This is a genomic window from Paenibacillus sp. RC334 (assembly GCF_030034735.1).
GTDB classification, from domain to species: domain Bacteria; phylum Bacillota; class Bacilli; order Paenibacillales; family Paenibacillaceae; genus Paenibacillus; species Paenibacillus terrae_A.
In genome coordinates this window covers 1966863-1990114 of record NZ_CP125370.1, presented here as the reverse complement: position 1 = coordinate 1990114, position 23252 = coordinate 1966863, and the positions used below count along the sequence as shown (strand labels likewise).

Here is a 23252-nt window from a genome sequence, read left to right as displayed (position 1 = left end):
GTCAGGACAGATGTGCCGACAAGGTGTAGCAGTCTTTTTATCGGACAAGCTTTATGCTGGATAAAAAAGCCTCCATCGGTGCATTAGCCGTCAGAAAGGTGGATTCCATTGAAAAAAAATTCCGGACACTATAGCGTTGGTATGATTGCGGCTGTTCTGATCGGCCTGTCCGCAGTCTGTCCGTTTGCTTCCATTCAAGCGGCCTCCTCAGCAACCCAAGACCACAACGCAAACCCGTCACCCTCTTACGAAGCAACTTCATTGGTTTCCTCATCGGAACCCACGAACAAGAACCAAGATGGGAAGCAGGGGCAAATCGAGGCAACTACTGTAAGCCCTTCCCTTTCCCCAGGTAACTCTTCTGCAAGTCCTCCTGCTCAGGAACAAGGGGTTCCAACGGACGTAAAGCGGGTTTCCACCGATACGGTGCAGTCGCTATCCACACAGCCGTCTTTTGCCCAGTGGAAAGATGCCGAGCTTAACTACCACCCGCTCGGTCCCGGAACACATAGCTGGCTCGTGCAGGTGAATCGTGCAGGAGAATACATTGGCTACCTGATTATCGGGGCAGATCATAACGGCGCTTATCAGCTTAATGAATACGGAAACGGGCCAGGCGGGCCGTACAGTATGAATTTACTCCGCCAATCCCTTAAATCCCTCCCAGAAACCAAACTTTCCTCCATTGACAAGCTGCAAATTACCCCCATGTATGAGGAACCGCTATTAGCCTACTGGCTGGTGCGTTCCTCCACTGGCATCGAAGTGTGCATCGACGCTTTTACGGGGGATCCATTGCCTGCGGAGGTAGCTGATGGGAGTTGGAAAAACAAGCTCCACAGCAGTACAATTCCTTCATCTGCTCTCTCTCTGAAAGCAGATGCACAGGCGATTACCCTTTCGGCTGAGCCTTTTGATCCCTATGACGATCTTAGTTGGCTTCTACCCAAACAAAAGCTTTCCATCCATAACGTACAGCAGTTTACTAACACACTGAGTGAATCATCACGTATCGTATTTTCTGCTACAGACATAAATTTCGCTTTTGGCGGCCCCTTAGCTATTAACGGATATCAGTCCTGGAACCCTTCGCATGGTCTCTCTCATCCTATTATGTATGCGGTAACCTGCCGCACCGGGCTTTCCCGCTTTGTCCCGCTGGATCAGCTGTTATCTGGCGGTGGATTTTATCGTATGCACTCCTATATAAACTGAACTTAAAAGTTTCTATCGTGCCACTGTGCAGCCGGATGGTGCTTCCCATCGCGACCGCTTCGCTTGTACAGCACCATTACGCCTACTCCGTTTTTATGTTCATTTTTCGAGTTCGTTTTATAGCCATTAATTAATGCAATCACCTTGATCATTTCTATAACACAAAAAGAGACCTCAAACGGCATTCCGTATGCCTCTTGTGGTCTCTTTGGCGATTTTAATGTCGTTCCTTTCGCCCTTTGCGTGCGGATTTAATCCACATATTCAGAGCGAGCGGCAGCATTCCGAACCATTTGTATACCCATGGCTCTCTTGATTGTTTACGGCTACGGCGTACATCGCGTGGCGTTTCCATATACCGAACAATTCGTTGCGTAATGTATGTCACCAGCTCGTCACTCTTGGCCATCCTCCGCGACCTCCTTTAATCTGCATCCCTGACATTATGTTCGCATTGCAGGAAAACATTAAATTCACGCGTTGGATGCAGATAAGTTTAGCTTGCTCATTTTCCAAAAAGTCTAACCCTGCGGGAATAACTATGCATGGTTTCCCTTAAATGGTACATACTATCTTAAACAAAATCGTTACCCGAAGGCTAATAATTTTGTTTAAGGCAGCTATGCTGCTTGGTTATAGTTGTTTATGTCTTTGTTAGCTTGTTTATGTCTTGCAGTACCTGAATATCAAATTAATCAATCCGTCTATTGGAGGAATAGAACGTGCGAAAAGAAAAGCTAAACATCATATGGCTAATAGGAATGGGATTGAGTTTAAGTATCCTTTGCAGTGCTGTATTTGCCTCCTTTGCCTATGCAAGCGCCCAGCCCGGCGAAAAAAGCACCAATCCGAACAAGGACACAGAAAGTCAATCCAACGTACATTCGTCCTATCACGCTTTTGCCAAGCCCGTTGTAATCATAGACGTTGGTCATGGAGGCGTGGATGGTGGAACGAGCCATAAGGGTCTTTTGGAAAAAGATATTAATCTCGCAATTGGTCAAAAGCTATATCTGATTTTACGCTCTCAGGGCTATCCTGCGGTCTTAAACAGGGACAAGGATTATGCTCTAAGCGACGATAACCGTTGGCTGCAATCCAAATCCCGACATCTGAAAGACCTGGCCCAGCGTAAGAGCCTGACAGAACAGCTGCCCACCGCTTTAGTCGTCAGTCTGCATGTGAATTGGACCAAACGTGCCGAAAAACGGGGGCCGATTGTTTTGTACCAGGACGAAGGCAGCAGCTATCTGTTGGCAGAACGGATTCAACATTCATTGAACCGCTTATTCTGCATGAACAGAGAAACGGTTTACGGAAAACCCTTCTATCTTCTGAACAAAATCCAGCATCCCTCTGTAATCGTGGAAACCGGATTCATCAGCAATGAACAGGACAGGGCCATTCTTTCGGGGGACCGCGGTCAAAAAAACGTCGCAGAAGCGATAGCCGAAGGCATTATTGCTCATTTGACGGTATGGTAGTGTGGGGTGGCAGGAGCTCCCTTCCATCCCCATACGGAACGTACCAAATCACTAATGCCCACAAACTTGGCGTGATCTTTTAGCGTGGGAACCGATGAATGGAGTGCCGCGGACGTGTACATGCCGGATACACCAACATGACCAATCGTTACACAGGTATCGTGCTCGTCCACCCATTCTCCCACCTTGGTCAGTTGCCGATTCACATGGGCGAGTGTATGGGTATCATCCAGAAAAATGTCATTGCGCACCGGTGGCATTCCCTTTTCTACGGCCAGCTCAGGCACTACTGACCAATAGTTCGTACGGCTGTCGACAAAAAATAGTCCATGCTCCTTGCAAACATCCAGAACAATGGACATAATGCGTTTGTCTGAGGTGACCTTGGAGCCCATGTGATTATTCATACCTATCGCAAAAGGGACTTCCTTAATGGCTGCTGTCACCTTGGCGCGTACTTCTTCATCCGACATATTCGCCTTAATCGCTCCAGGTCCAAGCCATTCGGGTTTTCCCTGCTTTGGCTCCATTGGAAGATGCACAATGACGTCATGACCACGCTTGTGAGCTTCCATGGCATCCTGCTTGGTGGAAGGCAGAAACGGCATCACCGCAACCGTAATTTTAACCGGCAAATTTAAAATTTGCTCTGTCCCTTTCATGTTGTTGCCCATGTCGTCGATAATGACGGCCACCATCTTTTGGTGCTGATCCTGCTTACCCGTAGCGCTCGCTACATCCATGCTCCAGACATTACCGCATACCGTAAACACAAGACCCACCACAATACAGGCAGTTAAGTTTTTTTTCATTCTCAGATTTTGGAAAACCACCTGTGCACAGCTTGGCTCTTTACGGCTGCGAGTAGCCTGTATAGCCTTCTTTATGACGTTTCTCAGGTTCTGCTTCGTTCGTTTACTCATTCAGGTCAGCCTCCTTCTCTGTCCCTTCATTGTGTGAGTAACGAGGCCTAAATATGTATGGGCAGACCCAAGGGGGTATCCCTGATCTGCCTTACGTACGCAAAATGTATGCTAAACCTGCTTACCAGTTCTGATGTATAAACTCATCACGACCCGATTGGGCGCGGTCTTCCTTGTAATGCTTCACATTCTTTTTGTGATAATCCTGATGGTAATCCTCTGCCGGATAAAATATGGAGGCCTGAAGAATTTCCGTCACGATGGGCTTGTCAAAGCGTCCGCATTGTGCCAATTGTTCCTTGGATTGCAGTGCGAGTTCCCGTTGCTGCTCCGTGTGGTAAAAAATAGCGGGTTTGTACTGTGTACCCCGATCCTGAAATTGACCTTCCCCGTCTGTGGGGTCCGTTTGGGGCCAATACAATTCGAGCAGCTTTTCATAAGGAAACAACTCAGGCTCAAAAGTAATCTGCACCACCTCGTAGTGACCTGTACTTCCTGTTTTAACCTGTTCGTAGGTCGGATCGGGAATCGTCCCTCCAGTATAGCCTGAGACAATGCCATGAATGCCCGGCTGCTCCTCGAACGGAGTCACCATACACCAGAAGCATCCTCCTGCAAAAGTTGCTTTCTCCATCTCTCAACCAACCTTTCAATAGCTTCATCATAAAGTGCGTTATTCTCTATCATATCTTAAAGGGGAACCTTATAAAAGAAATTTTCTCCCTTTACAAACCTCAACCGATATCCGTATTACATAGTCGTCCGGATTTTTTTCTGCGAAATAGCTGAGCAACTCCACCGCGTACGCATTTCCGCATACAGCCTTCCCATTACTCTCTATATATTTTCTTATAATGGAATACGTTTCTGACATTGTTTCATATGATCCTCTGTGATTCATGACTGCATAGAGCCCTTGGGGTTTGGTGATCATTCTCTCCCCCAAAATCGGAGCCTTGAGTTTATTGGCAATATAGTCCGTATAATAATCGCCTGACTCAAAACGATCCTTGCATAAAATCGTCCAGATCGGAAACTCGTAATCAATAAAGTGATTTTCGCAATAATCTCGATGTTCGCTTAATTTGTGAGCAAACTCCTTATCACCATCTCCCTGTTCCAATGGTGTGGCAATGAAATATTCCTCTTCACATTCCTCAATCGACGGCCCATCGTGTAACTCTCCGTTAGCTTGCTCCGTCATTTCAATGGCGCCTTTCAAAAGGCCTTGCAACCGTTTTATTCTAATCCGTTCTACTTCCAGGTCATGCAGTTTCTGTTTGAACAGTTCTATGAGTAGAGGCGTGTTCTGATTCTGAATAAATCCCTTGATTTCCTGTAGTGAACTCCCCGCCTTCTTCAGCACATTAATAATATCAAGCGTGTAACATTGCTGAATGGAGTAATAACGATAGCCTTTTTCGTTTGTGAATTCTGGTTTTAAGAGTCCAATCTCATCATAATGGAACAGGGTATGTTTGGTAACTCCGCAAGTTTTGGCAAGCTCACTGGTAGTAAAGTATTGGCTGTGACTTTTTGACATAACTCTTCCTCCGTTATGATTTTAGAAACCTAATAATTTTAGTATACCCCATGAATTTTCACTTGAGTATACGGTAACCCTATAGTTTAAAGTTTTAAATGCAATACCTTAAATTTGTATTAACGGAGGAAAACATGTCTAAATTCAAACGTTGGATGATTCTGGCTATCGTATCAAGCGCACTTTTACTTATTGTAATGGATATGACCATCCTTTACACGGCATTGCCAAGCCTAACCCATGACCTCGGTGCTTCCGCGTCAGAAAAATTATGGATTCTGAATGGGTATTCGCTCGTTATGGCGGGTCTGCTGCCAGCAATGGGAACGCTTGGGGACCGATTGGGTTATAAAAAAAATCTTTACCCTCGGTTTGCTTGTATTTGCTGCTGCTTCGCTTACTGCCGCCTTTTCTCCCGTGCCCTTTGTATTAGTGGCATCTCGGGTTCTTCTTGCAGTCGGAGCGTCAATGATGATGCCCGCTACCTTGTCAATCATTAGGATTACATTTACTGATGAACGCGAGCGTGGATTAGCGATCGGAATTTGGGGCTCCGTTTCCGCAGGAGGTGCAGGACTAGGTCCTATCGTCGGCGGGCTTCTTTTAGAGCATTTTTGGTGGGGTTCTGTATTTTTGATTAACTTGCCAATTGCGATCATTGCTTTTGCATTAACTCTGATTTATGTTCCAAAACATGCGGGCAATAAAGAGAAAAAATGGGATCTTACCGGTTCCATCCAAATCATGATCGCCATGGTGGGACTCATCTATTCTATCAAAGAGTTTGCCCGTCGTGACGGGTCTCCAATATTGGCCGTAATAGGTGCGGTTATCGGCGTCTTGGCACTTATCATCTTTATCCGTCGTCAAAATAAAAGCGCCAGCCCTCTTATTGATCTTACTTTATTCAAAATTACAAGGTTCAGCACCGGATTTATAACTGCCTTGGTGGGTGCATTTGCACAGATGGGGATTCAATATATTGTAACCCAGCGTCTTCAACTGGTGGAAGGTCTGTCGCCTCTCCAAGCAGGACTGTACACGATAAGCATACCGATTGCATCTCTCATTGCCGGCCCGTTAACCGGGTCCATATTGCATCGCTATGACGTTATCCGTATTAAGAGCTTCTCTCTTCTGATTGCGGGTCTGGGTATGGGCATCTATGTTATGCAATTTAATTCAGGCATTGCCGGGCAGATCCTTGGATTGGCCCTGCTTGGTGCAGGCTTGGGAGCAGGTATGACAGCGGCATCTCATTCCATTATGAACTATGCCCCCCCTCAGAAAGCAGGTATGGCTGCATCCATTGAGGAAGTTGCCTATGAAATGGGGGGAGCATCGGGGATAGCTATCATCGGAAGCATGTCAACCCTTGTGTATACACTGGCTATGAAAGTCCCCTCGGGACTCCATGTTCCTGCGAATGTGAAAGACAGCCTGGATGAAGCACTCCTGGTTGCAGAGGGTTTGCCTGCACAGGCTGCAGAGGCATTGAAAGCTGCAGGCCGTTCTGCTTTTGATCAATCCTTTTTTGTTATCATTGTGGGTGTAACAGCATTTTTGGTTGTAGCTTCGCTAGTAGTCCGTTTGGTAGGGGCGCGCTCAAAGAAAAAAGGAGATGCTGAGTCCTGATACAGTTAATTTCATACAGTTAATACTAAACAACTGCCGCTATATCTTACGAGCGGCAGTTGTTTTATTCGTTATTGTCTAAACAGCAGCATTTGCTGATCAAGGTGAGTGATTTGAGTCCACAATGGCCAAAAGTTATGAACACCTGAATTATAGCTTAAAGATTTCTTCGACACAGGTCTTGAGCAACAGCTTAATCTCTTAAGCATATAAAAAGGTCCGTAAGCTGCTACAAAAGCAATTCACGAACCTGTATATTATAAGATGATGCGGTCGAGAGGACTCGAACCTCCACGGGGGTTAGCCCATACGGACCTGAACCACGTATGCGATTGGGATCCTAGCGGAATATAAGTCAATGGAACGGAATTAAAAAACCGTCAAAACCCTTGTAAAATCAAGGTTTCTGACGGTTTTTTCGTCTAATTCAAGCGCCCGGCAGGTCGGCAAAATGTGGTCGATTTTGGACGTTTGAGAGAACTCGGAGAGAACGACAACCGAACCAGCCCACTCTCTGCCATTGACAAATTAACGAAGCGACAGCTTCGGGGAGGCCTTTCTCCTCCCCTGACCAATACCTTCATTCTATGGGGAATATTGACCTCATTCCGAGCAATAAAGTCATCCTGTACGAGCTAAGCCCTCACACCATATAACCATTCCTGCCACATAGATGCAGTATGGCTCCTTATTCCCCGTATTTCTTCTTATAATGGCTTAGGGTCAGAAGCGGCCAGATGTAACGATAGCTATGATAATGAGAATAGAAGTTACCCGGGAGCCCGGCGCCCGTGGGATATGCGGTCGGCCAATCGTCGTTTTGCAGCAATTCCATCAACTTATATATTCCTCTATTTACGGCAGCAGACGGCTGCGGCTGAACCGCGATGAGTGCATCGAGTGCCCACGCAGTTTGGGATGGCGTGCTTTCCCCTAAGGGCATGTATTTCATCACCCGGTCGCTGGTGCAGGATTCACCCCAGCCCCCATCCGAATTCTGAATCTGCAAGAGCCATTCCGCTCCTTTTTGAACCGAAGTATGGTCCGCCGGGAGCCCGGCAGCCTCTAAACCAGTCAGTGCCGCCCAAGTGCCGTAAATGTAACAAATCCCCCATCTTCCAAACCATGATCCGTCTTTCTCCTGATGGGAGATCAGCCAGTTGACCCCCCGTTTGATGAAATCGTGCCTCGTGTCGAATCCGCAACAATTTCCGAGGTATTCCAATGTGCGTCCAGTAAGGTCGGCTCCCGAAGGGTCGATAGCGGCGGACTTGGCACCATCTATGGCCAGCCATGTGAGCATTTTCTTATTGGTGTTTTTTTCGAACGCAGGCCAACCGCCGTCTTTATTTTGCATAGACATAACCCAGTTTAGTCCCCGAGTGGATGAGTCACGATATTTAGGATCCGAACGGGACAGGCAGTGAATCGCTCTTAAAGCGGCTGTTGTGTCGTCTACATCGGGATTTAAGGTATTGGTCTCGGAGAATCCCCAGCCGCCAGGAACCGTATCCGGATTATGAACACTCCAATCCGCCGCTTTGTCCTGTTGTCTGGATAAGAGATAGGCTGCCGACCGCTGCACGGCCTCATGATCCCCGGCGACGCCGGACTCCTGCAGCGCATAGGAGATCAAGGCCGTATCCCAGATCGTTGAGGGCGAATTCTGAATGGTAGCTTTACCGTCAAAGCGGTACTGCATCTCTGTCAACCCTTGAACGGCCTTTAAAATAAGCGGATGCCGTTTATCATAGCCCAGTGCAAGCAGGGCAAAAACCATGAGAATGGTGCTGCTCGCATAACTGTATAGGGTGCCATCCGATTCGATTCGACTCAGCATGAACTGCTCCGCCTTGTTTAGAGCTGCTTCATGGATATAACGGGGAGTTCCGAGAAGTCTGCTGAGACCGATACGTATGCTTTCCGCGATCTCCCGGTGCTCCTGAGGTTGCGGCTCATCGTCATCATAGCGTGAATCGAACAGATCGGATACAATGGGAGCCTTATTCGTTGATATAGAGAAATTCCGGTCCGCCATGATCAGCATAGGGATCAGATGGATGCGGGAATAACCTGAGAATTCATACAGATTAATTGGCATATAGGCAGGAAAAAGGATGATCTCCAGCGGTATGAACGAGATCGATGCTGGCCATTTGCGCTGCCCCGTTGCAGCGAGAATCGCCTTTGTCAGAATGCTGGTCGATTTCCCCGGTCCACCTTGCGATTGGATGTAACGCCTGGCCCGCTCCATCGACTCGTCCGTCGGTTCACTGTACCCGGAATAGAGCAGGGCATAATAGGCATCAATTGAAACGGATAAATTACCTTCTTGCTCGTCCCGGTACCAACGCCAACAGCCTTCCGGCTGCTGCTCCACAAGGATGCGATCATGCAGACGCCGGATCAGCTCTTCATTCTGTATATCCAATATCCGAAAGAGGATCATGACATAAGCATCCATCGTCACCCCGTTCTCAAAGCAAAAATGCCATGATCCGTCTTGATGCTGCTGGCGCATAAAAAAGTTCTTCAGCTTCCTTGTCCCCTCATCGACCGTGCTCCGTGCATCGCCCATTCTCTTGTACCTCCATATAACGTCATGATGTACATTATATGAACGCCGGTACGAGGAAATGATGTGCCGCTTGCTGTCGTCTGACGGTTAAGCATTAAACACCAAAAAGGCCCCATACCATTTCAGGACTACAGACTCTTTTGTTGGTGCGATATAAAGTTGGCTTTTTCAGAAACAGTCATGATACTCCTTGCTATTATAGAATGTCCAGCCAGATTTTGAAATCCGTCGCCAGAAACAAATCAAAAGCAAGACCGCATTTACAGTCATTCTCGTACTTGGCGATTTAGACGCTTACACCAATGCAGCAAACATTCATGAGGGGTTACATCTGGGTGTCATGAGTACCACTTTACATATCCCGAATATGCAAAAAGCTCCTGAATCTCCACAGGGGAAATTCAAGAGCGTTCATTGTTAAGATGATGCGGTCGAGAGGACTCGAACCTCCACGGGGGTTAGCCCACACGGACCTGAACCGTGCGCGTCTGCCAATTCCGCCACGACCGCATATATGTTGTCGTTTGTCCTCGAAAGACCAATCTTTCTTAGCGACAAGATAGATCATACCATGCTCATAAGAAGAAGTCAAACACTTTATATTTCCATTCCCTCTTGATAAATTAGAAATAATACACTAAAATAAGAACATAAGTTCTTAAGAACACTAGTTCTTTTCGTTCAGTCAGATATGGAATATCATCACATTTTCCTAAGGCGGTGAATGGTTATGATCTCTTCAGTTACTACTCAGAATGAATTGTCTCTTGTGAAAAATTATCTGCTCCTTACCTTTATTCAAAAGGTATTTGAGCGGGACAGTCTTATTCTTGAAGAAAGCGGTATGCTGAAAACGCCTGATCTTTATGTCGAAATGGTTAACGCAGGAGTAGATCGTACCGGAATCTTACTATCTGAAATAAAACATGAATTTAATAAATGTCATATTCGTGTTTTGGACATACAACAAAACCACTCAGGCGTTCACGCCACCTATATAAGTAAAGGAAATAAAGAGCAGTTCAGTATGGCTATGCCTGTATTCCGCAAAGAAATGTATGAACGAATGCGCGCTTATCTGGGGCTCTCAACCTCTATGCCTCATACAGCTGCCTCCCCTTTACCCGAAAAACTTCGCCCCGAGTTTCCAGACAGCCGCTCAGCTTCCAAGCCCCTACGGTTTGTTGAACGAAGTCTGGTTACATCCTCCTCGGCCTATAAGCGTAAATCGCTTCGCCCTGCTGCTTCTGCCGCAAGCGGAAGTGCATAATCCCCGCACAGTCCGCAAACAAAAGAAGCTTCCGCAGACACCAACCGTGCTCGGAAGCTTCTTTACATAAACATCAGCTATCGTTATCCATTCCTACCCGCTATGAACGGTGTATGAAGAATTCCCATAAATCATTCGCTTTATTGCAGCGCCTTCTGCACACGAGTAACCCCTTGGCTAAGAGCATGTCCTCCGCCTACCGCTGCGGCTACAGCAATGGTCTCCATAATCTCCTGATCACTAGCTCCTTTGGACCGAGCCTCGTCCACGTGATAAAACGTGCATACCTCATTATTGGCACACAAACCAATACCTAGCGCGATCAGTTGCTTGGTCTTTTCATCCAGACTCCCGGCTTGAAAACACTCCCCGGTGAAACGGTGATATGCATGAACTACCTCCGGCAGCTTATCTTCCAAATGACTGATTTGATCCTTATACGCATGTATTTTCTCATTCATAACCGTCAAGACACAGCACACCCTCTCATATGGAGTATATTCTTATGTACTGTGTCCGGTTTACAGGCTGCATATGCCATCAACACGTACACCTATTTTATCCAGTCACTTCAAACCCTTTTATCCAGCCAGCCCGAGACCCATTCGTCTAATCCAGTTCTATCGGATTGTGTCGGGGTTCGCTGAACGACTGATATGTATAGCTGCGATCCAGCTTGACCACACGCCGATTCTGGCGGCGGATAAGCACCTGTTCCTCGTCCCACGCCAGCACTATGCCTACCACATCGTTGGACTCCAGCCCATCCCGCACGACGCGCACCTTCTCACCGGAGAGCCGATAGGCGTCCTAATTCTTCATCATTAATCATCCCTGTCCCCCCTTATACAATCGTTTCAATCGTTTCTAACACGGCAGCTATCATTTATGCACATTAAAAAGTTTAAAAAAGAGACCTAAACGAAATCATTTAGGTCTCTTCCCGCTTACTACTTATATGGATTGCCAACAGAGCGACAAATTATCCCGACTGATTTACACTGTGATCATGTTCTTTTGTATCGTTCTTCTCATACCAGAAGTCCAGCACTTGTGCAGACAGCACTCTCTGATCTACGTATTCCACTTGGTGGGCAGTAAATTCTTCTTTCCAAGAGAAGGACAATTCTTCGCATAAGTTAACCAACGTCAACAACTCAGACCAGGCCACATAGCGTTTGTACCAAAAAAACTGAGGATGTTCAATCATATAGGGGTATAAATCGTCAAATTCCGTATGCTTACAATCCAAGGCACGTTCAAAATGTACTTTAGCCGCTGCCAGTTTTTCCAGAAAAAACTGTTCGGTCAATTGCTCTTTCCCCATGTTGCTGCCTCCTCTCCCAAAACCTTAACTATATTATAAGCGAAATCGAAGCTCATGCAAAGGTTATTATTAGAAATAAGGATCAGCAGCTTTTGAATTGTTACTATTCGGCAAACTCAATCTTGCCATCAGTTAACGATGAAATTCTGACAAGCGACTCTACCCGTATACCCTGCTCACGTATCGTTCTCGCCCCGGCTTGGAAGCATTTTTCCACGGCCACGCCGAATCCGACCAGCTCCGCACCGGAGCGCTGAATGATTTTGACCATACCTCTTGCGGCATCACCATTGGCGATAATATCATCAATGAACAGAACACGGTCATGCTCATGAATAAATTGACGGGACAGCATAATGTCCGTGACAATGCCTTTCGTAAAGGAAGGCACACGTTCGCATAATGCGTCCGGGTCGGCCAATAAAGTCTTTTTGCGGCGGGCAAACACCAGCGGTACACCCAACTCCAATGCTGTTGCGAAACCTATGGCAATACCCGAGGATTCCACGGTTACCACTCTCGTAATATTCTCTTCCCGGAAACGGGCTGCGAACTCTCGTCCCATTTCCATCGTCAACTCCGGATCCACCTGGTGATTAAGTAAACCATCCAGCTTCAACACCTGATCCGACGCAACGACGCCTTCTTTTAAAATCCGTTCCTTTAATACTTCCATTCCATGACCTCCCACGGCATTCCTATGCGGTAAAAGTACCATACATCACCTGACGCTTTCAAGCCATAGCTTGCTTTCCCATACGGTCATGTGACATTTTTTTTGCGCTTATTCCAAAACCACGCGACTATTCCTCCCAAAATAATCAGAAGAATAACCGCCAGCCCTACCCGATGCGTCACCTTTTCCATCAGCCTTGCGACCTGTTCCCAGCGCATACCCACCGCATGTCCAATCCCCAGAAAAGTACCGCACCACAGCAGTGCTCCTGCTGATGCATAAATGATATAGCGAAAAACACCTAGACGGGTTGTACCTGCCAGATATGAGGACACATGTCTCAAGCCGGGAACAAAATAACCGAACAGAATCCCCCAGGTGCCATAGCGCCCGAACCAATTTTCGGAAGAGGCAATTCTTGAGGGTGTAAGCCTCACCCATTTACCGTATCGGTACAACAGCGGCTTACCCAGCAGACGACCTAGCGTGTAGCTGACCATCATGCCCGTCATACTTCCAAAAAATGTAACCGCCAGCGCAGCAATAAAGTTGTAGTGTCCTTGTGACACGAGCCCACCGAAGGCGATCATCAGCACTTCGTCGGGGATCGGCATACCAGCTACTCCAAGGGCAAGCAAGCCGAACATTGCCAAATATCCATATTCCAGTATCCATGCAAGGATTTGACCCATAAATTACGCTCCCGTCAAGCTATTCATTGAATGCACTATAATTATTTCAGTCTCATACAGTCATGTCCCATTTCAGTTGAACATAGTTTGTATTATATGCTCGCTACAGCGTTATTCAAGCAGGCAAGGAGGGACTGGGGATGAAACGTAATATTCATGTTTTGCAGATTGCTTTTACATACATCGGAACAGTCGTCGGTGCCGGATTTGCTACCGGACAAGAAATATTGCAGTTTTTTACACAGTACGGACGTTGGGCTACACTCACCATCATGCTGTCCACACTCATATTTGTATGGCTGGGTACGAAAATGATGCTGATCGCTCATGATATTTCGGCCCGGTCCTATGAGGATCTGAACAGACACCTTTTTGGCACCAAAGTCGGAAAATGGATCAGCTGGTTCACGCTCATTATATTGGTCTGCGTCAACAGCGTCATGCTGGCAGGCGCCGGCTCCGTTTTCGTGGAACGCCTTCACCTGCATTACCAGACCGGACTGCTCATTACACTCATTGGAACGTATCTGCTCCTGAGTAAAGGCATCAAGGCTATCCTGCATATGAACACCATTGTTGTCCCTATGATGATGATCATGTCTATCCTGCTTGTTCACAGCACACTCTCTATGCCAAATCCCCAGAGCTTTATTACAAATACGTCCGATTATAGCATGCTGCGAGCTTGGCTTTCTCCGCTGCTGTATACTTCCTTCAATCTGGCAATGGCCCAAGCAGTGCTTGTACCACTCGGCAGCCAAACCTTCTCCCGCAAAACGATCCGCTGGGGCGGGATTTTGGGCGGGATCGGCGTCGGGTTTATGCTGATGTCTGCTCACTTTGCCATGTCGGCACATATGCCGGGAATTCGGCAATTTGAGATCCCGATGGGAAGCATTGCTTACCGTCTGGGGGGCCTTGGTCGAAATCATTTACATTTTACTCATTTTCATGGAAATTTTCAGCACCTTCGTGGCCGACATTTACGGTGTCAGTCTGCAAATCCGCCAGCATATCCAAATTTCACCTAAGCTCATCACACTATTCATTATGCTCACATGTTTTCTAATCAGTCAGTTTGGTTTCAGCTCACTGCTGTCTGTTCTATATCCGATTTTCGGGATACTTAGCCTGATGTGGGTGGGCAAGCTGATCATGGCAGGACGGGGGGGACACTTCCGTTCCTCGCGTCCTCGCTCCAGCTTCCGGCATTCTGATTCAAAAACAGGTGATACACGCCATGGTTAGTGCTGGAATTTCAAATACATTTTCTTTAGCTCATTAACAGCCCTGCTCAGGGAATAGCTCGATTTAGCCTTGTCGCAAGCAGATCGCGCCAGCTCATAACGATAGGCAGGGTCTGCGATGACCTTTTCCAATGCGTCTGCCAGTGCCCTCGGGCTGTCGGGTGGCACAAGCAGACCATTTACCCCATCCTCAATTTGCTCCGGTATTCCTCCTACCTCTGTACCTACCAAAGCCAAACAGCTCAAAGCTGCCTCCGCAAACACGGAACCAAAGGCTTCCGCTCGTGAAGGCAAAACAAACACATCAAAGAAAGGCATAAACTCTTCCGGATGAAGCGTGTATCCATAAAAGATCGTTTCATGGTAAATATCTAACTGCCGCGCCAGCTCTTCCAGCTCGGGTCGAATGGGACCATCTCCGATAATATGCAGCACATAATTCTGATTTCTCTTTTTCAGCTCGGCACAGGCCTGTAACAAAGTATCCAGCCCTTTGGCAGGGACAAGGCGACAGACAGTTATAAGCTGTGTCACTTCATTTTCATGTGGTATGGGCTTGAAGCGCTTCTCATCATATCCATTCGGAATGACCACAATATCTTGCGGATTTTGTACATACGGCATCAAGTAATGCTGGAAAGAGCGGGATACTGAAATCAGGCGATCCGCCTTATGCTCCAACTCCCGATACAAGGACACCAGAAATTGATGCTCAGGCCCGTTCTCCTCTATTTTACCGTTTAGAATTAACTCCTTCTCATAAGAAGAGTGAATCGTCTGCACGAGCGGGATGTCGGGAAAAACAGTTTTCATAGCAATCCCGGCAATCGGGTGATGAGCATGAATGAGATCAAAGGGCTTCTGAATGCGAAGCCGGGTCCACCACAAATAGTCACGGTACGTCTGTATATATTTTTGGACAATCGAATATTGTTCATATTGCGTCCAGTCAAAGGTATCAAATATTACTTCTTCCCTGCCCTTGTTGCGAATTCGTTTAGGGATTGAAAATAGCTCCATTTCCCAACGCGGGGACATAAATCGCTCTTGCAGATATGGAATCATAGATGAAACGCCGCCCGGTTGCTCGGGTGGGAAAAAGAGAGCCTGTAGCAATTTCATGACGTGCTTCCCCTTTCAAGCGTTGTACTGCCCGGAACAAAGGTTGTATGTATAGGTTTCCGGATTTTCTGAAAAATGATATATTGAGAATAATTGCTAAGTACAAAAGAAAATTATAACATTTTAAATGGAATAAATCCTGTCTATTGTATCGGAACCATATCGCCCGTTCAATAGACTCACTATCTATACAGATGGAGTCGGTGACGTTGACGTTGTTGTCCTTATCGGGAACCTTCGGTTTCCCATCTCTGGCCGGGGCTGTAAGTGCCGCCTGCGGTTTGTATATTATACTCATGATGGCGCTGATGTGCGTGATCATATATAGCAGACAGCGAAAAAAAGCCTATATCCTTTTTTCGGTTGCCGCTATTTTTATTATGACATATGAAGCCATGAATCTCTATTCGGCAGGTGGCGGCAAAATGCCGCTACAAGGAATCGTGTGGCAAAATACGCTGGAGGCTGCTGCCTTTGTGCTTACCAATGCCGCCGTATTTCAGCTCTACCGGAAGCTAAAACGTGCGGGAGCATGGTCTTTGCTGTTGCTGGGAGCGCTACTGATATTGCCGGTTGGCGCATGGGCTGCCGGAATACTACCCAGTTGGATCAGCACAGCAAATCTCGTCGGGTTCACCCTGCTTTATCGACTCATTGTGCTTACTTTGAGCCTTGTGTTCATCATCCCACGAATCGGTCAGCCCAAAAAGTTTGCGCTGGGCTTACTGTTCTATTTACTTTGGCTTGGATGCCTGTGGTTGCGAGGTGACATTCCGGCAGAAAAAGGTGCAACAAGCACAGTTCTATGGATGTCATTTTTGCCATTGCTGTATTACACTACGTTGTTTCTAATCCTGTTCGAACGGATTGTGGAGCTGCTTCAACGGATTTACCGTTCCTCCATTACTGATGGTTTGACTGGTCTGTATAACCGTAAATACTTTTCGGGGCGATTGCGGCGATATATGGAGCAGGGAATCCGCGTGTCGGTCATTTTTTGCGATATTGATAATTTCAAAAAGCTGAATGATACACAGGGCCATGCCCGCGCGGATGATGTGCTTAAACAGGTTGCACAGATTATGGAAGAAGAACTGGATGAAATCGGACTGACCGGAAGATACGGCGGCGAGGAACTGGTCGCGATGGTCGTTGATCGGCGGGCCAAGGTCGGACAGGTCGCGGAAAGAATCCGTGAACGGGTCGCAGATGAAAGCATTGTGACCATCAGCGTCGGGCACAGCACGTTAAAGAAGGAAATGAACCCGGATGAACTGGTTAAACAGGCTGATCAGGCTATGTACATATCCAAAACAACAGGTAAAAACAAGGTCACGGCTTATACGGCAGCAGAAGTGAAAAAAAGCCGTGCAGCACGCGCACAATAAACATGCAGTCTGCCATATGTTAGCTGTAAATCATAGTCTGTACAGTAAAATGACGCACAGGGAACTCCCATAAGAGCCTGTGCGTCATTGTTGCTTCCCCTACTCCCATCAAGCCTCTGACGTTGCAGATGCCAAATCCCGGCCGATCCATGCCAGCTCCTCGTTTGTCAGCTCACGATAGCTGCCCAAGGATAGCTGATCATCCAGCGTTAACGGACCCATCGCCGTTCTTTTCAAATACGTAACCTTTTTGCCAACCGCCTCAAACATGCGCTTCACCTGATGAAACTTTCCTTCATGGATCACAAGTGAAATGTATGAAATGACTTCTTCATCTGTCTCTTGTGCTTTTTCATGACGAAGAATGGTCAATTGGGCCGGAAGGGTGACATAGCCGTCATCCAGCTCTACCCCTGCTGCAAATTGACGTACATCCTCTTCCGTGACATGTCCCGACACCGTAGCCTCATACGTTTTGGGAACATGTCGCCGTGGAGACAAGAGTTCATGCGCCAGCTTACCATCGTTCGTTAACAATAGCAGTCCTTCCGTATCTTTATCGAGCCGTCCTACCGGGAAAGGCTCAAAATGCCGTTCCTCCGCACTCAGCAAATCCAGCACTGTCTGCTCTCTTGTATCCTCTGTTGCGGATATAACGCCCGGCGGCTTATGCAACATGATATAAATGTATTCCCGAAAAACAACCCGTTCCCCGTTCACTTCAATCTGATCGTTGTAAGGGTGAACCTGCCAGCCGCTATCCTTGGTGGTTCGACCGTTCACGGTAATCATCCCTTGCTTTACCTGTCTCTTGATATCACTGCGCGAACCATAACCCATATGGGTTAGAACCTTGTCCAAACGCTGCGTCTGTCTTCCCTTCCCACTCATACTGATGTCCACCTCCAGCCTGTAGGGTATTCATTTTTGAGCATACCGTCCTGCCATTTTCCCCATCCGACAGAATATCCGTCAATGCATACGAGAGTGTAACCTTTGGGCTGTGCTTCGTTCTGCAGCGTCATTCGCTGAGCCGGGATGGATAGCGTTTCACCTTTCAAATAACGGATGGCATCCGTGTCTGAACTGGAGAGGTTTATACTCCTGACCGCCTCAGAAGGGCGCAAAGCCACCGCCAGCGGATGCGAAGGGACAAACCGACCATTCTTGTCTGTTCCCATAAACCAGCCCGGACGGACCACCTTAAGCCCGTCCAGACGATAGGATTCCAGCGGCGATTGATAAATCCGATCTCCGTAGACTACCGTATGGCCTGTAAATGACGCCTCAAGCTGCTCCTGTAAAAAATAGCGATAGGACTCCAGTACATCATGTTGTCCGCGTCCATCCCATTTTGCCGCATCTTTACCAGAACGAGACTTGTTGTTCCCGAAACCGCGTGCATTCGTTCCTTTACCCGATTTCCCGTCCATCCCTTTTCCATTCCGTTTGTAAACACCAGTTGCAGATCTGCCCTTTCCGTTTGCCATTGGCGCTTCCTTGATGGACAGCCGCTGATTATCCGCTTTAGCTGTACGACTGCCTTGATGCTGCAACACAGCGATAAAATGACCCTCACCCTCTATAAGATGGGGCCAAAGGCGTGCCGTTCCACACAGTTCCGGATGGGCTGCCGCGACCGCTTCACTCACCCATTCCGGGTGACCTGAAGCAAAGCCCGTTCCTGAAGAAGCAGGAACAACGTCAAAATCAGGATGTGCCTCCAGAAACTCTGCGATCATCCCTTCATTTTCTTCCGGTGCAAAGGTACAGGTCGAATAAACAATTCTTCCCCCGTCACTTAACATAGATGCTGCCACTCGCAAAATATCCCGCTGCATAACTACACATTTGTCCACCGAATGGTTTTCCCATTGCTTCGCCATATCCTCATCCTTGCGAAACATCCCTTCTCCCGAGCAAGGAGCGTCAATTAATATTTTATCAAAAAAATGCGGGAAGGCATTTGCGATTCGATCCGGGCTTTCATTCAGCACTACGGCATTTCGCACACCATATAATTCCACATTTTTGGCCAATGCCTTGGTTCGATCTGCGCTAATATCATTCGTTACGAGCAGACCGCTTCCTTGCAGCTTGGCCGCAATTTGGGTCGATTTCCCGCCCGGTGCAGCGCACAAGTCCAATACAGCCTCACCCTGAGCAACATTTAGCAATTCTACCGGAGACATTGCACTTGGTTCCTGCACATAATACAGTCCCGCATGATAATAAGGATGTAACCCCGGCTTTGTGCCGTACGGAACATAAAAACCTGTATCACACCACGGAATTGGCCGCAGTTCAAACGGCGAAATCGCCTTAAACGCCTCCACCGAAATTTTTAACGTATTGACGCGTATCCCGGCATGAGGCGTATGGTCATAAGCAGCCATAAAAGCCTCAAACTCGTCGCCGAGCAGTTGCTCCATGCGCTTCACAAATGCTGTAGGGAGCTGTACACCCATAATTGTAATCATCCTGTCCTGTTAAAATAAAATTTATTGTACCATAACCAACCTGTTAAGCTGCAATATCCGTGTGATTTACAAACTTTCACTACAAGCTGTAATGTTGTATAATAATGAGATTCATAGCTACATATTTTGTATTTTGATGGGAGAGATTGCATTGAACACCCAAAAATCCAACAAAAAAAAGCTTATACCTGTCATTGGCTTTTTTGTTGTGCTCGTCATTTTGCTTGGGGTGCTGCTCGCTTTGAATTCAGGCACCAAAAACAAGCTGTATGGCGTTTCCACAGCCTCGTTAAAGCCTGCCACCCAAGAGCTGCTGAATGATCCAAACTATCAGCAGATTATTAAACCGGAGGATCTGCAAAGCAAAATTGACAAAAAAGAAAACTTTTTCGTCTATCATTTTGCATCCGACTGTGTACATTGCCGCGCCACCACTCCCAAGCTAATGCCTTTGAGCAAGCAGGAGAACATTACCATGCACGAATTTAACCTGCGTGAGTATGAGGACGGCTGGGACAAATACAAAATTGAGTACACCCCTACACTCATCTATTATGAAAAAGGCGTGGAAAAAGAGCGTATGGTAGGTGGTTTGAAGGAAAGCCCTTCCGACAACGGCTATACACTCGACGATTTCAAAGCCTTTTTTGAAAAATATAAAAAGAATGTAACTTCCTAAACAACCTCCTAAATGACGTTCACACGGCTAAGGCTACTGAACGATAAAGCAGCCCGATCCCCTGAAACGGATCGGGCTGCTTGCTTTCATAGACACGCCTCAGATTACGTCGTGCCCTTCGTACCAGGGGAGGCAGAGCAGGAGCTGCGGCCCGCCTGTCTGCGCCTCACAGAAGCCTCAAGCGCCTGCTGACGCTGCTCATGCTTTTCCCCACGCCGCGGGCCTCTCTGCTGCGGGATATTGGCTGGTATGGACGACGATGCGTCCTCCACGGCCTGACGCAGCCCGGGATTGACGATTTCAATCGTCAAATCCCGATAAACTGGCGGCTGGCGCTGGAGATCTGCCGAGCCACCTACAACAGCCGCGGCAAGCTGGCTGGCGCAAGCGCGCGCCTCGTCCACCAGCTTCACCATGTTAATGCCCAGCGCCTGCGGAGACGCATGCTCCAGCTTGTGTACCGCGCTGTCCAGCATCATATGTCCGCCTCGGAAATTTCCGTTGCGAAAATGATACAGCCCTACAGCAATTTGCAGCAAACCTTTATATACAGGGTCACGGTCCAGCTTTAGCCACAGCTCTTCCAGTACCTCGTGACATTCAAAATAATCCCGATCCCGATTGAAATATACCAAATAAGCCACGTATAACGGTTCATAGGAAACGTTCACCATTTAATACTCATCCCTGTCGTCTTCCTTGGTAGAAGCTACCAGCAAATCCCTGACTTCATCATGGAGCAGCTTGATCCCTTCCATGTCGTGCCGTTCCCACAGCTCATTGAACCTGCGCTGCGCATCAATCGTTTCACTGATCTTATGGTAGAAATACAGACGGTGCATACCCGTCAGCACCTTGGATACGATATTCGCTTCATCCTCGAACTTCTTCTGCGCTTCTAATATTTCAAGACGCATCGAAGACATTTCATTATCCAGTACAAAGGCCGCCTCAGCTGCCTTTTTCAACCGTGTCCGCATATTATCCGGTAAGCTTTCACGATACTTATAACTGAGGGAATGTTCGATGGTTGCCCAAAAATTCATGGCTAAGGTACGGATCTGAATTTCTGCCAGCACAATTTTTAATCCAAGCGCTGTCTGCACTGGATATTCCACAATCATATGAAAGCTGCGATATCCGCTATCTTTATAATTGGTGATATAGTCCTTTTCATACAGTACAGTCAAATCCTTGCGTCTTCGAATATACTCGGCTACCCGCCGGATATCCTCAACAAATTGGCACATGATGCGGATTCCTGCAATATCCTCGATTCCCGTCTCCAGCTGATCAGAAGGAACCTGTAATCTCTTCGCTTTATCGAGGATGCTTGATATTTTTTTCACCCGTCCGGTTACGAATTCGATAGGAGCGTATTCCTCGCGCTTTTTCAGCTCCGCACGCATTGTTTTGAACTTGACCTTAAGCTCCTCCACCGCCTGATCATATGGCAGCAAAAATGTTCCCCAGTCTCTTCCGTCCATCCCCGTACCTCCTGTCTCTTCCGACAACACTTTTTTATCTGTGATCTGCACCAACAGCCTCGGTAATGTGTCTAAAGCCGTCCTTTCGCAGCAGCTCACGCAGACCGGCATGTAATGTCCGGTTCACTTCCGGTCCCTCATAGATCAATGCTGTATAAATTTCAATCAGGCTTGCGCCTGCTTTAATTTTGTCGTAAGCATCACGACTGCTGAAAATGCCGCCCGATCCGATAATCGGCAGCTTGCCATCTGTTTGGCGATACACTCGTCCGATGACCTCTGTAGAACGGTCACGCAGCGGCTTACCGCTCAGCCCTCCCGTCTCACTCGCATTCCGGTGCGTCAGGCCAGCCCTCGAAATTGTCGTATTCGTCGCGATGATACCGTCTACTCCACTGGCCGCAATCGCATCTGTCATATATTCCAGTTCCTCATCTGATACGTCCGGCGCAATTTTGACCAGTACAGACTTGGCTCCGCCATACTTCGTCGCCTGTACTCCCATCTCTGCTCGAACAGCTTCCAGCAGCGATTTCAGCTCACTGCCATGCTGGAGCTTTCGTAAATCCGGCGTATTCGGTGAACTAATATTCACTACAAAAAAGTCCGCATACGGATACAGCGCGGAAATGCACTTCTCATAATCCTTATGGGCATCCTCATTAGGCGTGTTTTTGTTTTTACCAATATTAACAGCGACCGGAACAGGCCGATGTTTTAGCGCAGCCAGACGTTTAGCCATGCTTTCCGCACCCAGATTGTTAAAACCCATCCGATTCACTAACGCCTCATCGGGAGGCAACCGGAACAAACGAGGGCGGTCATTGCCGGGCTGTCCCACAGGTGTCACCGTGCCCACTTCCATAAAACCAAACCCGATCGAGGAAAAGCCGGCAACTGCCTCCGCATTTTTATCCAATCCCGCAGCCAGTCCAATCGGGTTGGGAAAATGAAGGCCGAACAGATCAACCGCAAGATCCTCCGTTTCCTTGACTCCGTACATTCCCCGCAGCGTTGCTGTTCCACCGGGAAGCGCCCCCGCATACTTCAAGCCATCAATGACGACATGATGGGCCGTCTCTGGACTCATTTTGAAAAAAACAGGTTTCACAATCCTTCGATACAACACGATTCATCCACTCCGTTCTATGCCCTTGCGCAATCCTAAAAAAACATCTCTACAAAATAGTTTAGCTTTTTCCATACCAAAAAGAAAGTAATTTGCGACGTGCAGTATCAGGAACAATTCGTTTGTCATGGAGATGTCATTGAAAATGTATAATCAAACCATTTACAATGGACATAGTAAGACAGGGCTATAGCCCGTCAGAAAAGAGGGATTGCTGATATGAAGACCAAGCGCAAGCCGCCAAGTCTGCAAAAGAAAAAGGACGAGGTGAACAAGAAAGCGATTGTATGGACCGCCGTCAGTTTTGTTCTCCTCATCATTGTGATTGTTCTGGTCGTTATTTTGGCACAAGCAGGAAATCGTTAAACTTCATGTAG

The 23252-nt window shown here is 47.4% G+C and carries 21 protein-coding genes, 1 tRNA gene and 4 pseudogenes; 8 read left to right on the top strand and 18 right to left on the bottom strand.

Translation table 11 applies throughout. The annotated features are described in order from the left end of the window. The first annotated feature begins 108 nt into the window (after nucleotides 1-108). Nucleotides 109-1215, top strand: a complete 1107-nt coding sequence (locus QMK20_RS09415) for a hypothetical protein (RefSeq protein ID WP_283655503.1) — start codon at nucleotides 109-111, stop codon at nucleotides 1213-1215. A gap of 2 nt (nucleotides 1216-1217) precedes the next feature. Here the strand turns inward: QMK20_RS09415 and QMK20_RS09410 are convergent, their stop codons facing one another. Both QMK20_RS09410 and QMK20_RS09405 read right to left on the bottom strand, forming a co-directional pair. Further along, nucleotides 1218-1400, bottom strand: coding sequence for a hypothetical protein (locus QMK20_RS09410; RefSeq protein WP_283655502.1), 183 nt, complete (start codon nucleotides 1398-1400; stop codon nucleotides 1218-1220). Nucleotides 1401-1432: 32 nt separating this feature from the next. After that, entirely contained in the window at nucleotides 1433-1624 is a 192-nt protein-coding gene (locus QMK20_RS09405; protein ID WP_025685457.1) for a YqzE family protein, read from the bottom strand. 313 nt (nucleotides 1625-1937) lie between these two features. Here QMK20_RS09405 and QMK20_RS09400 point away from each other — a divergent pair, with 313 nt between their 5' ends. Continuing rightward, nucleotides 1938-2699, top strand: a complete 762-nt coding sequence (locus QMK20_RS09400; protein WP_283655501.1) for an N-acetylmuramoyl-L-alanine amidase — start codon at nucleotides 1938-1940, stop codon at nucleotides 2697-2699. Here QMK20_RS09400 and QMK20_RS09395 read toward each other — a convergent pair. The 3 genes and pseudogenes from QMK20_RS09395 to QMK20_RS09385 form a co-directional block, all read right to left on the bottom strand. Beyond that, nucleotides 2674-3622 (bottom strand): annotated as a pseudogene (locus QMK20_RS09395) (divergent polysaccharide deacetylase family protein). The gene QMK20_RS09400 and the pseudogene QMK20_RS09395 overlap by 26 nt on opposite strands. Before the next feature lie 121 nt (nucleotides 3623-3743). Beyond that, entirely contained in the window at nucleotides 3744-4256 is a 513-nt protein-coding gene (msrA, locus tag QMK20_RS09390) for a peptide-methionine (S)-S-oxide reductase MsrA (protein ID WP_283655499.1), read from the bottom strand. A 69-nt stretch (nucleotides 4257-4325) separates the two neighbouring features. After that, nucleotides 4326-5165, bottom strand: coding sequence for a MerR family transcriptional regulator (locus QMK20_RS09385; protein WP_283655498.1), 840 nt, complete (start codon nucleotides 5163-5165; stop codon nucleotides 4326-4328). A 98-nt stretch (nucleotides 5166-5263) separates the two neighbouring features. Between QMK20_RS09385 and QMK20_RS09375 the strand changes: the two are divergent. Then, nucleotides 5264-6800 (top strand): annotated as a pseudogene (locus QMK20_RS09375) (MFS transporter). Nucleotides 6801-7488: 688 nt separating this feature from the next. On the opposite strand, the gene shc reads toward QMK20_RS09375, so the two are convergent. Both shc and QMK20_RS09365 read right to left on the bottom strand, forming a co-directional pair. Further along, nucleotides 7489-9378, bottom strand: coding sequence for a squalene--hopene cyclase (gene shc / locus QMK20_RS09370; RefSeq protein WP_283655496.1), 1890 nt, complete (start codon nucleotides 9376-9378; stop codon nucleotides 7489-7491). A gap of 426 nt (nucleotides 9379-9804) precedes the next feature. After that, a tRNA-Leu gene (locus QMK20_RS09365) sits at nucleotides 9805-9888 on the bottom strand. Nucleotides 9889-10108: 220 nt separating this feature from the next. On the opposite strand from QMK20_RS09365, the gene QMK20_RS09360 reads away from it, so the two are divergent. Then, the gene (locus QMK20_RS09360; protein ID WP_283655495.1) at nucleotides 10109-10648 is read left to right on the top strand and encodes a YhjD family protein; all 540 of its coding nucleotides are present in this window, start codon (nucleotides 10109-10111) and stop codon (nucleotides 10646-10648) included. Nucleotides 10649-10788: 140 nt separating this feature from the next. On the opposite strand, the gene QMK20_RS09355 is transcribed toward QMK20_RS09360, so the two are convergent. The 5 genes and pseudogenes from QMK20_RS09355 to QMK20_RS09335 all read right to left on the bottom strand — a co-directional run bounded on the left by QMK20_RS09355 (nucleotide 10789) and on the right by QMK20_RS09335 (nucleotide 13343). Beyond that, on the bottom strand, nucleotides 10789-11118 hold the full coding sequence (locus tag QMK20_RS09355; RefSeq protein ID WP_283655494.1) for a carboxymuconolactone decarboxylase family protein: 330 nt from the start codon (nucleotides 11116-11118) through the stop codon (nucleotides 10789-10791). Between the two features lie 139 nt (nucleotides 11119-11257). Further along, nucleotides 11258-11480, bottom strand: a pseudogene (locus QMK20_RS09350) (hypothetical protein). A gap of 150 nt (nucleotides 11481-11630) precedes the next feature. Continuing rightward, nucleotides 11631-11975 carry a hypothetical protein gene (locus QMK20_RS09345; protein WP_007429850.1) on the bottom strand — a complete coding sequence of 115 codons (345 nt, stop codon included), beginning with the start codon at nucleotides 11973-11975 and terminating at the stop codon, nucleotides 11631-11633. A gap of 103 nt (nucleotides 11976-12078) precedes the next feature. Further along, nucleotides 12079-12651, bottom strand: a complete 573-nt coding sequence (locus QMK20_RS09340) for a xanthine phosphoribosyltransferase (RefSeq protein WP_025686483.1) — start codon at nucleotides 12649-12651, stop codon at nucleotides 12079-12081. Between the two features lie 86 nt (nucleotides 12652-12737). After that, nucleotides 12738-13343, bottom strand: a complete 606-nt coding sequence (locus tag QMK20_RS09335; protein ID WP_283655493.1) for a DedA family protein — start codon at nucleotides 13341-13343, stop codon at nucleotides 12738-12740. 140 nt (nucleotides 13344-13483) lie between these two features. On the opposite strand from QMK20_RS09335, the pseudogene QMK20_RS09330 reads away from it, so the two are divergent. Beyond that, nucleotides 13484-14591: pseudogene (locus tag QMK20_RS09330) on the top strand (YkvI family membrane protein). Here the strand turns inward: QMK20_RS09330 and QMK20_RS09325 are convergent. Continuing rightward, entirely contained in the window at nucleotides 14588-15712 is a 1125-nt protein-coding gene (locus QMK20_RS09325; protein WP_283655492.1) for a glycosyltransferase family 4 protein, read from the bottom strand. The pseudogene QMK20_RS09330 and the gene QMK20_RS09325 overlap by 4 nt on opposite strands. A gap of 209 nt (nucleotides 15713-15921) precedes the next feature. Between QMK20_RS09325 and QMK20_RS09320 the strand changes: the two genes are divergently transcribed. Further along, nucleotides 15922-17100 (top strand): GGDEF domain-containing protein, encoded by a 1179-nt coding sequence (locus QMK20_RS09320; protein WP_283655491.1) that lies wholly within the window; start codon nucleotides 15922-15924, stop codon nucleotides 17098-17100. Between the two features lie 108 nt (nucleotides 17101-17208). On the opposite strand, the gene QMK20_RS09315 is transcribed toward QMK20_RS09320, so the two are convergent. Both QMK20_RS09315 and QMK20_RS09310 read right to left on the bottom strand, forming a co-directional pair. Continuing rightward, nucleotides 17209-17991: a pseudouridine synthase gene (locus tag QMK20_RS09315; RefSeq protein WP_283655490.1), complete on the bottom strand. Its 783-nt coding sequence runs from the start codon at nucleotides 17989-17991 to the stop codon at nucleotides 17209-17211. Beyond that, nucleotides 17988-19568 (bottom strand): RsmB/NOP family class I SAM-dependent RNA methyltransferase, encoded by a 1581-nt coding sequence (locus tag QMK20_RS09310; protein ID WP_283655489.1) that lies wholly within the window; start codon nucleotides 19566-19568, stop codon nucleotides 17988-17990. The genes QMK20_RS09315 and QMK20_RS09310 overlap by 4 nt, the downstream gene beginning before the upstream one ends. Before the next feature lie 163 nt (nucleotides 19569-19731). On the opposite strand from QMK20_RS09310, the gene QMK20_RS09305 reads away from it, so the two are divergent. After that, nucleotides 19732-20259 carry a thioredoxin family protein gene (locus QMK20_RS09305; RefSeq protein WP_044646358.1) on the top strand — a complete coding sequence of 176 codons (528 nt, stop codon included), beginning with the start codon at nucleotides 19732-19734 and terminating at the stop codon, nucleotides 20257-20259. 104 nt (nucleotides 20260-20363) lie between these two features. On the opposite strand, the gene QMK20_RS09300 is transcribed toward QMK20_RS09305, so the two are convergent. From QMK20_RS09300 to QMK20_RS09290, 3 genes are read right to left on the bottom strand one after another with little or no spacing between them, the layout of a single operon-like run. Next, the gene (locus QMK20_RS09300; protein ID WP_283655488.1) at nucleotides 20364-20933 is read right to left on the bottom strand and encodes a DUF309 domain-containing protein; all 570 of its coding nucleotides are present in this window, start codon (nucleotides 20931-20933) and stop codon (nucleotides 20364-20366) included. Further along, nucleotides 20934-21746 carry a GTP diphosphokinase gene (gene yjbM / locus QMK20_RS09295; protein WP_283655487.1) on the bottom strand — a complete coding sequence of 271 codons (813 nt, stop codon included), beginning with the start codon at nucleotides 21744-21746 and terminating at the stop codon, nucleotides 20934-20936. Between the two features lie 34 nt (nucleotides 21747-21780). Then, the gene (locus QMK20_RS09290; RefSeq protein WP_044646355.1) at nucleotides 21781-22875 is read right to left on the bottom strand and encodes a quinone-dependent dihydroorotate dehydrogenase; all 1095 of its coding nucleotides are present in this window, start codon (nucleotides 22873-22875) and stop codon (nucleotides 21781-21783) included. Between the two features lie 219 nt (nucleotides 22876-23094). Between QMK20_RS09290 and QMK20_RS09285 the strand changes: the two genes are divergently transcribed. Continuing rightward, complete coding sequence (locus tag QMK20_RS09285) at nucleotides 23095-23241, top strand: hypothetical protein (RefSeq protein WP_283655486.1); 147 nt, start codon at nucleotides 23095-23097, stop codon at nucleotides 23239-23241. The last annotated feature ends 11 nt before the right edge of the window (nucleotides 23242-23252 follow it).

What these genes read in the sequence shown, in the direction of transcription:
- QMK20_RS09410 (WP_283655502.1), bottom strand. Translation starts at nt 1,400, where the DNA reads ATGCCGTTTGAGGTCTCTTTTTGTGTTATAGAAATGATCAAGGTGATT.
- QMK20_RS09405 (WP_025685457.1), bottom strand. Translation starts at nt 1,624, where the DNA reads ATGGCCAAGAGTGACGAGCTGGTGACATACATTACGCAACGAATTGTT.
- msrA (WP_283655499.1), bottom strand. Translation starts at nt 4,256, where the DNA reads ATGGAGAAAGCAACTTTTGCAGGAGGATGCTTCTGGTGTATGGTGACT.
- QMK20_RS09385 (WP_283655498.1), bottom strand. Translation starts at nt 5,165, where the DNA reads ATGTCAAAAAGTCACAGCCAATACTTTACTACCAGTGAGCTTGCCAAA.
- shc (WP_283655496.1), bottom strand. Translation starts at nt 9,378, where the DNA reads ATGGGCGATGCACGGAGCACGGTCGATGAGGGGACAAGGAAGCTGAAG.
- QMK20_RS09360 (WP_283655495.1), top strand. Translation starts at nt 10,109, where the DNA reads ATGATCTCTTCAGTTACTACTCAGAATGAATTGTCTCTTGTGAAAAAT.
- QMK20_RS09345 (WP_007429850.1), bottom strand. Translation starts at nt 11,975, where the DNA reads ATGGGGAAAGAGCAATTGACCGAACAGTTTTTTCTGGAAAAACTGGCA.
- QMK20_RS09340 (WP_025686483.1), bottom strand. Translation starts at nt 12,651, where the DNA reads ATGGAAGTATTAAAGGAACGGATTTTAAAAGAAGGCGTCGTTGCGTCG.
- QMK20_RS09335 (WP_283655493.1), bottom strand. Translation starts at nt 13,343, where the DNA reads ATGGGTCAAATCCTTGCATGGATACTGGAATATGGATATTTGGCAATG.
- QMK20_RS09325 (WP_283655492.1), bottom strand. Translation starts at nt 15,712, where the DNA reads ATGAAATTGCTACAGGCTCTCTTTTTCCCACCCGAGCAACCGGGCGGC.
- QMK20_RS09315 (WP_283655490.1), bottom strand. Translation starts at nt 17,991, where the DNA reads ATGAGTGGGAAGGGAAGACAGACGCAGCGTTTGGACAAGGTTCTAACC.
- QMK20_RS09310 (WP_283655489.1), bottom strand. Translation starts at nt 19,568, where the DNA reads ATGGGTGTACAGCTCCCTACAGCATTTGTGAAGCGCATGGAGCAACTG.
- QMK20_RS09300 (WP_283655488.1), bottom strand. Translation starts at nt 20,933, where the DNA reads ATGGTGAACGTTTCCTATGAACCGTTATACGTGGCTTATTTGGTATAT.
- yjbM (WP_283655487.1), bottom strand. Translation starts at nt 21,746, where the DNA reads ATGGACGGAAGAGACTGGGGAACATTTTTGCTGCCATATGATCAGGCG.
- QMK20_RS09285 (WP_283655486.1), top strand. Translation starts at nt 23,095, where the DNA reads ATGAAGACCAAGCGCAAGCCGCCAAGTCTGCAAAAGAAAAAGGACGAG.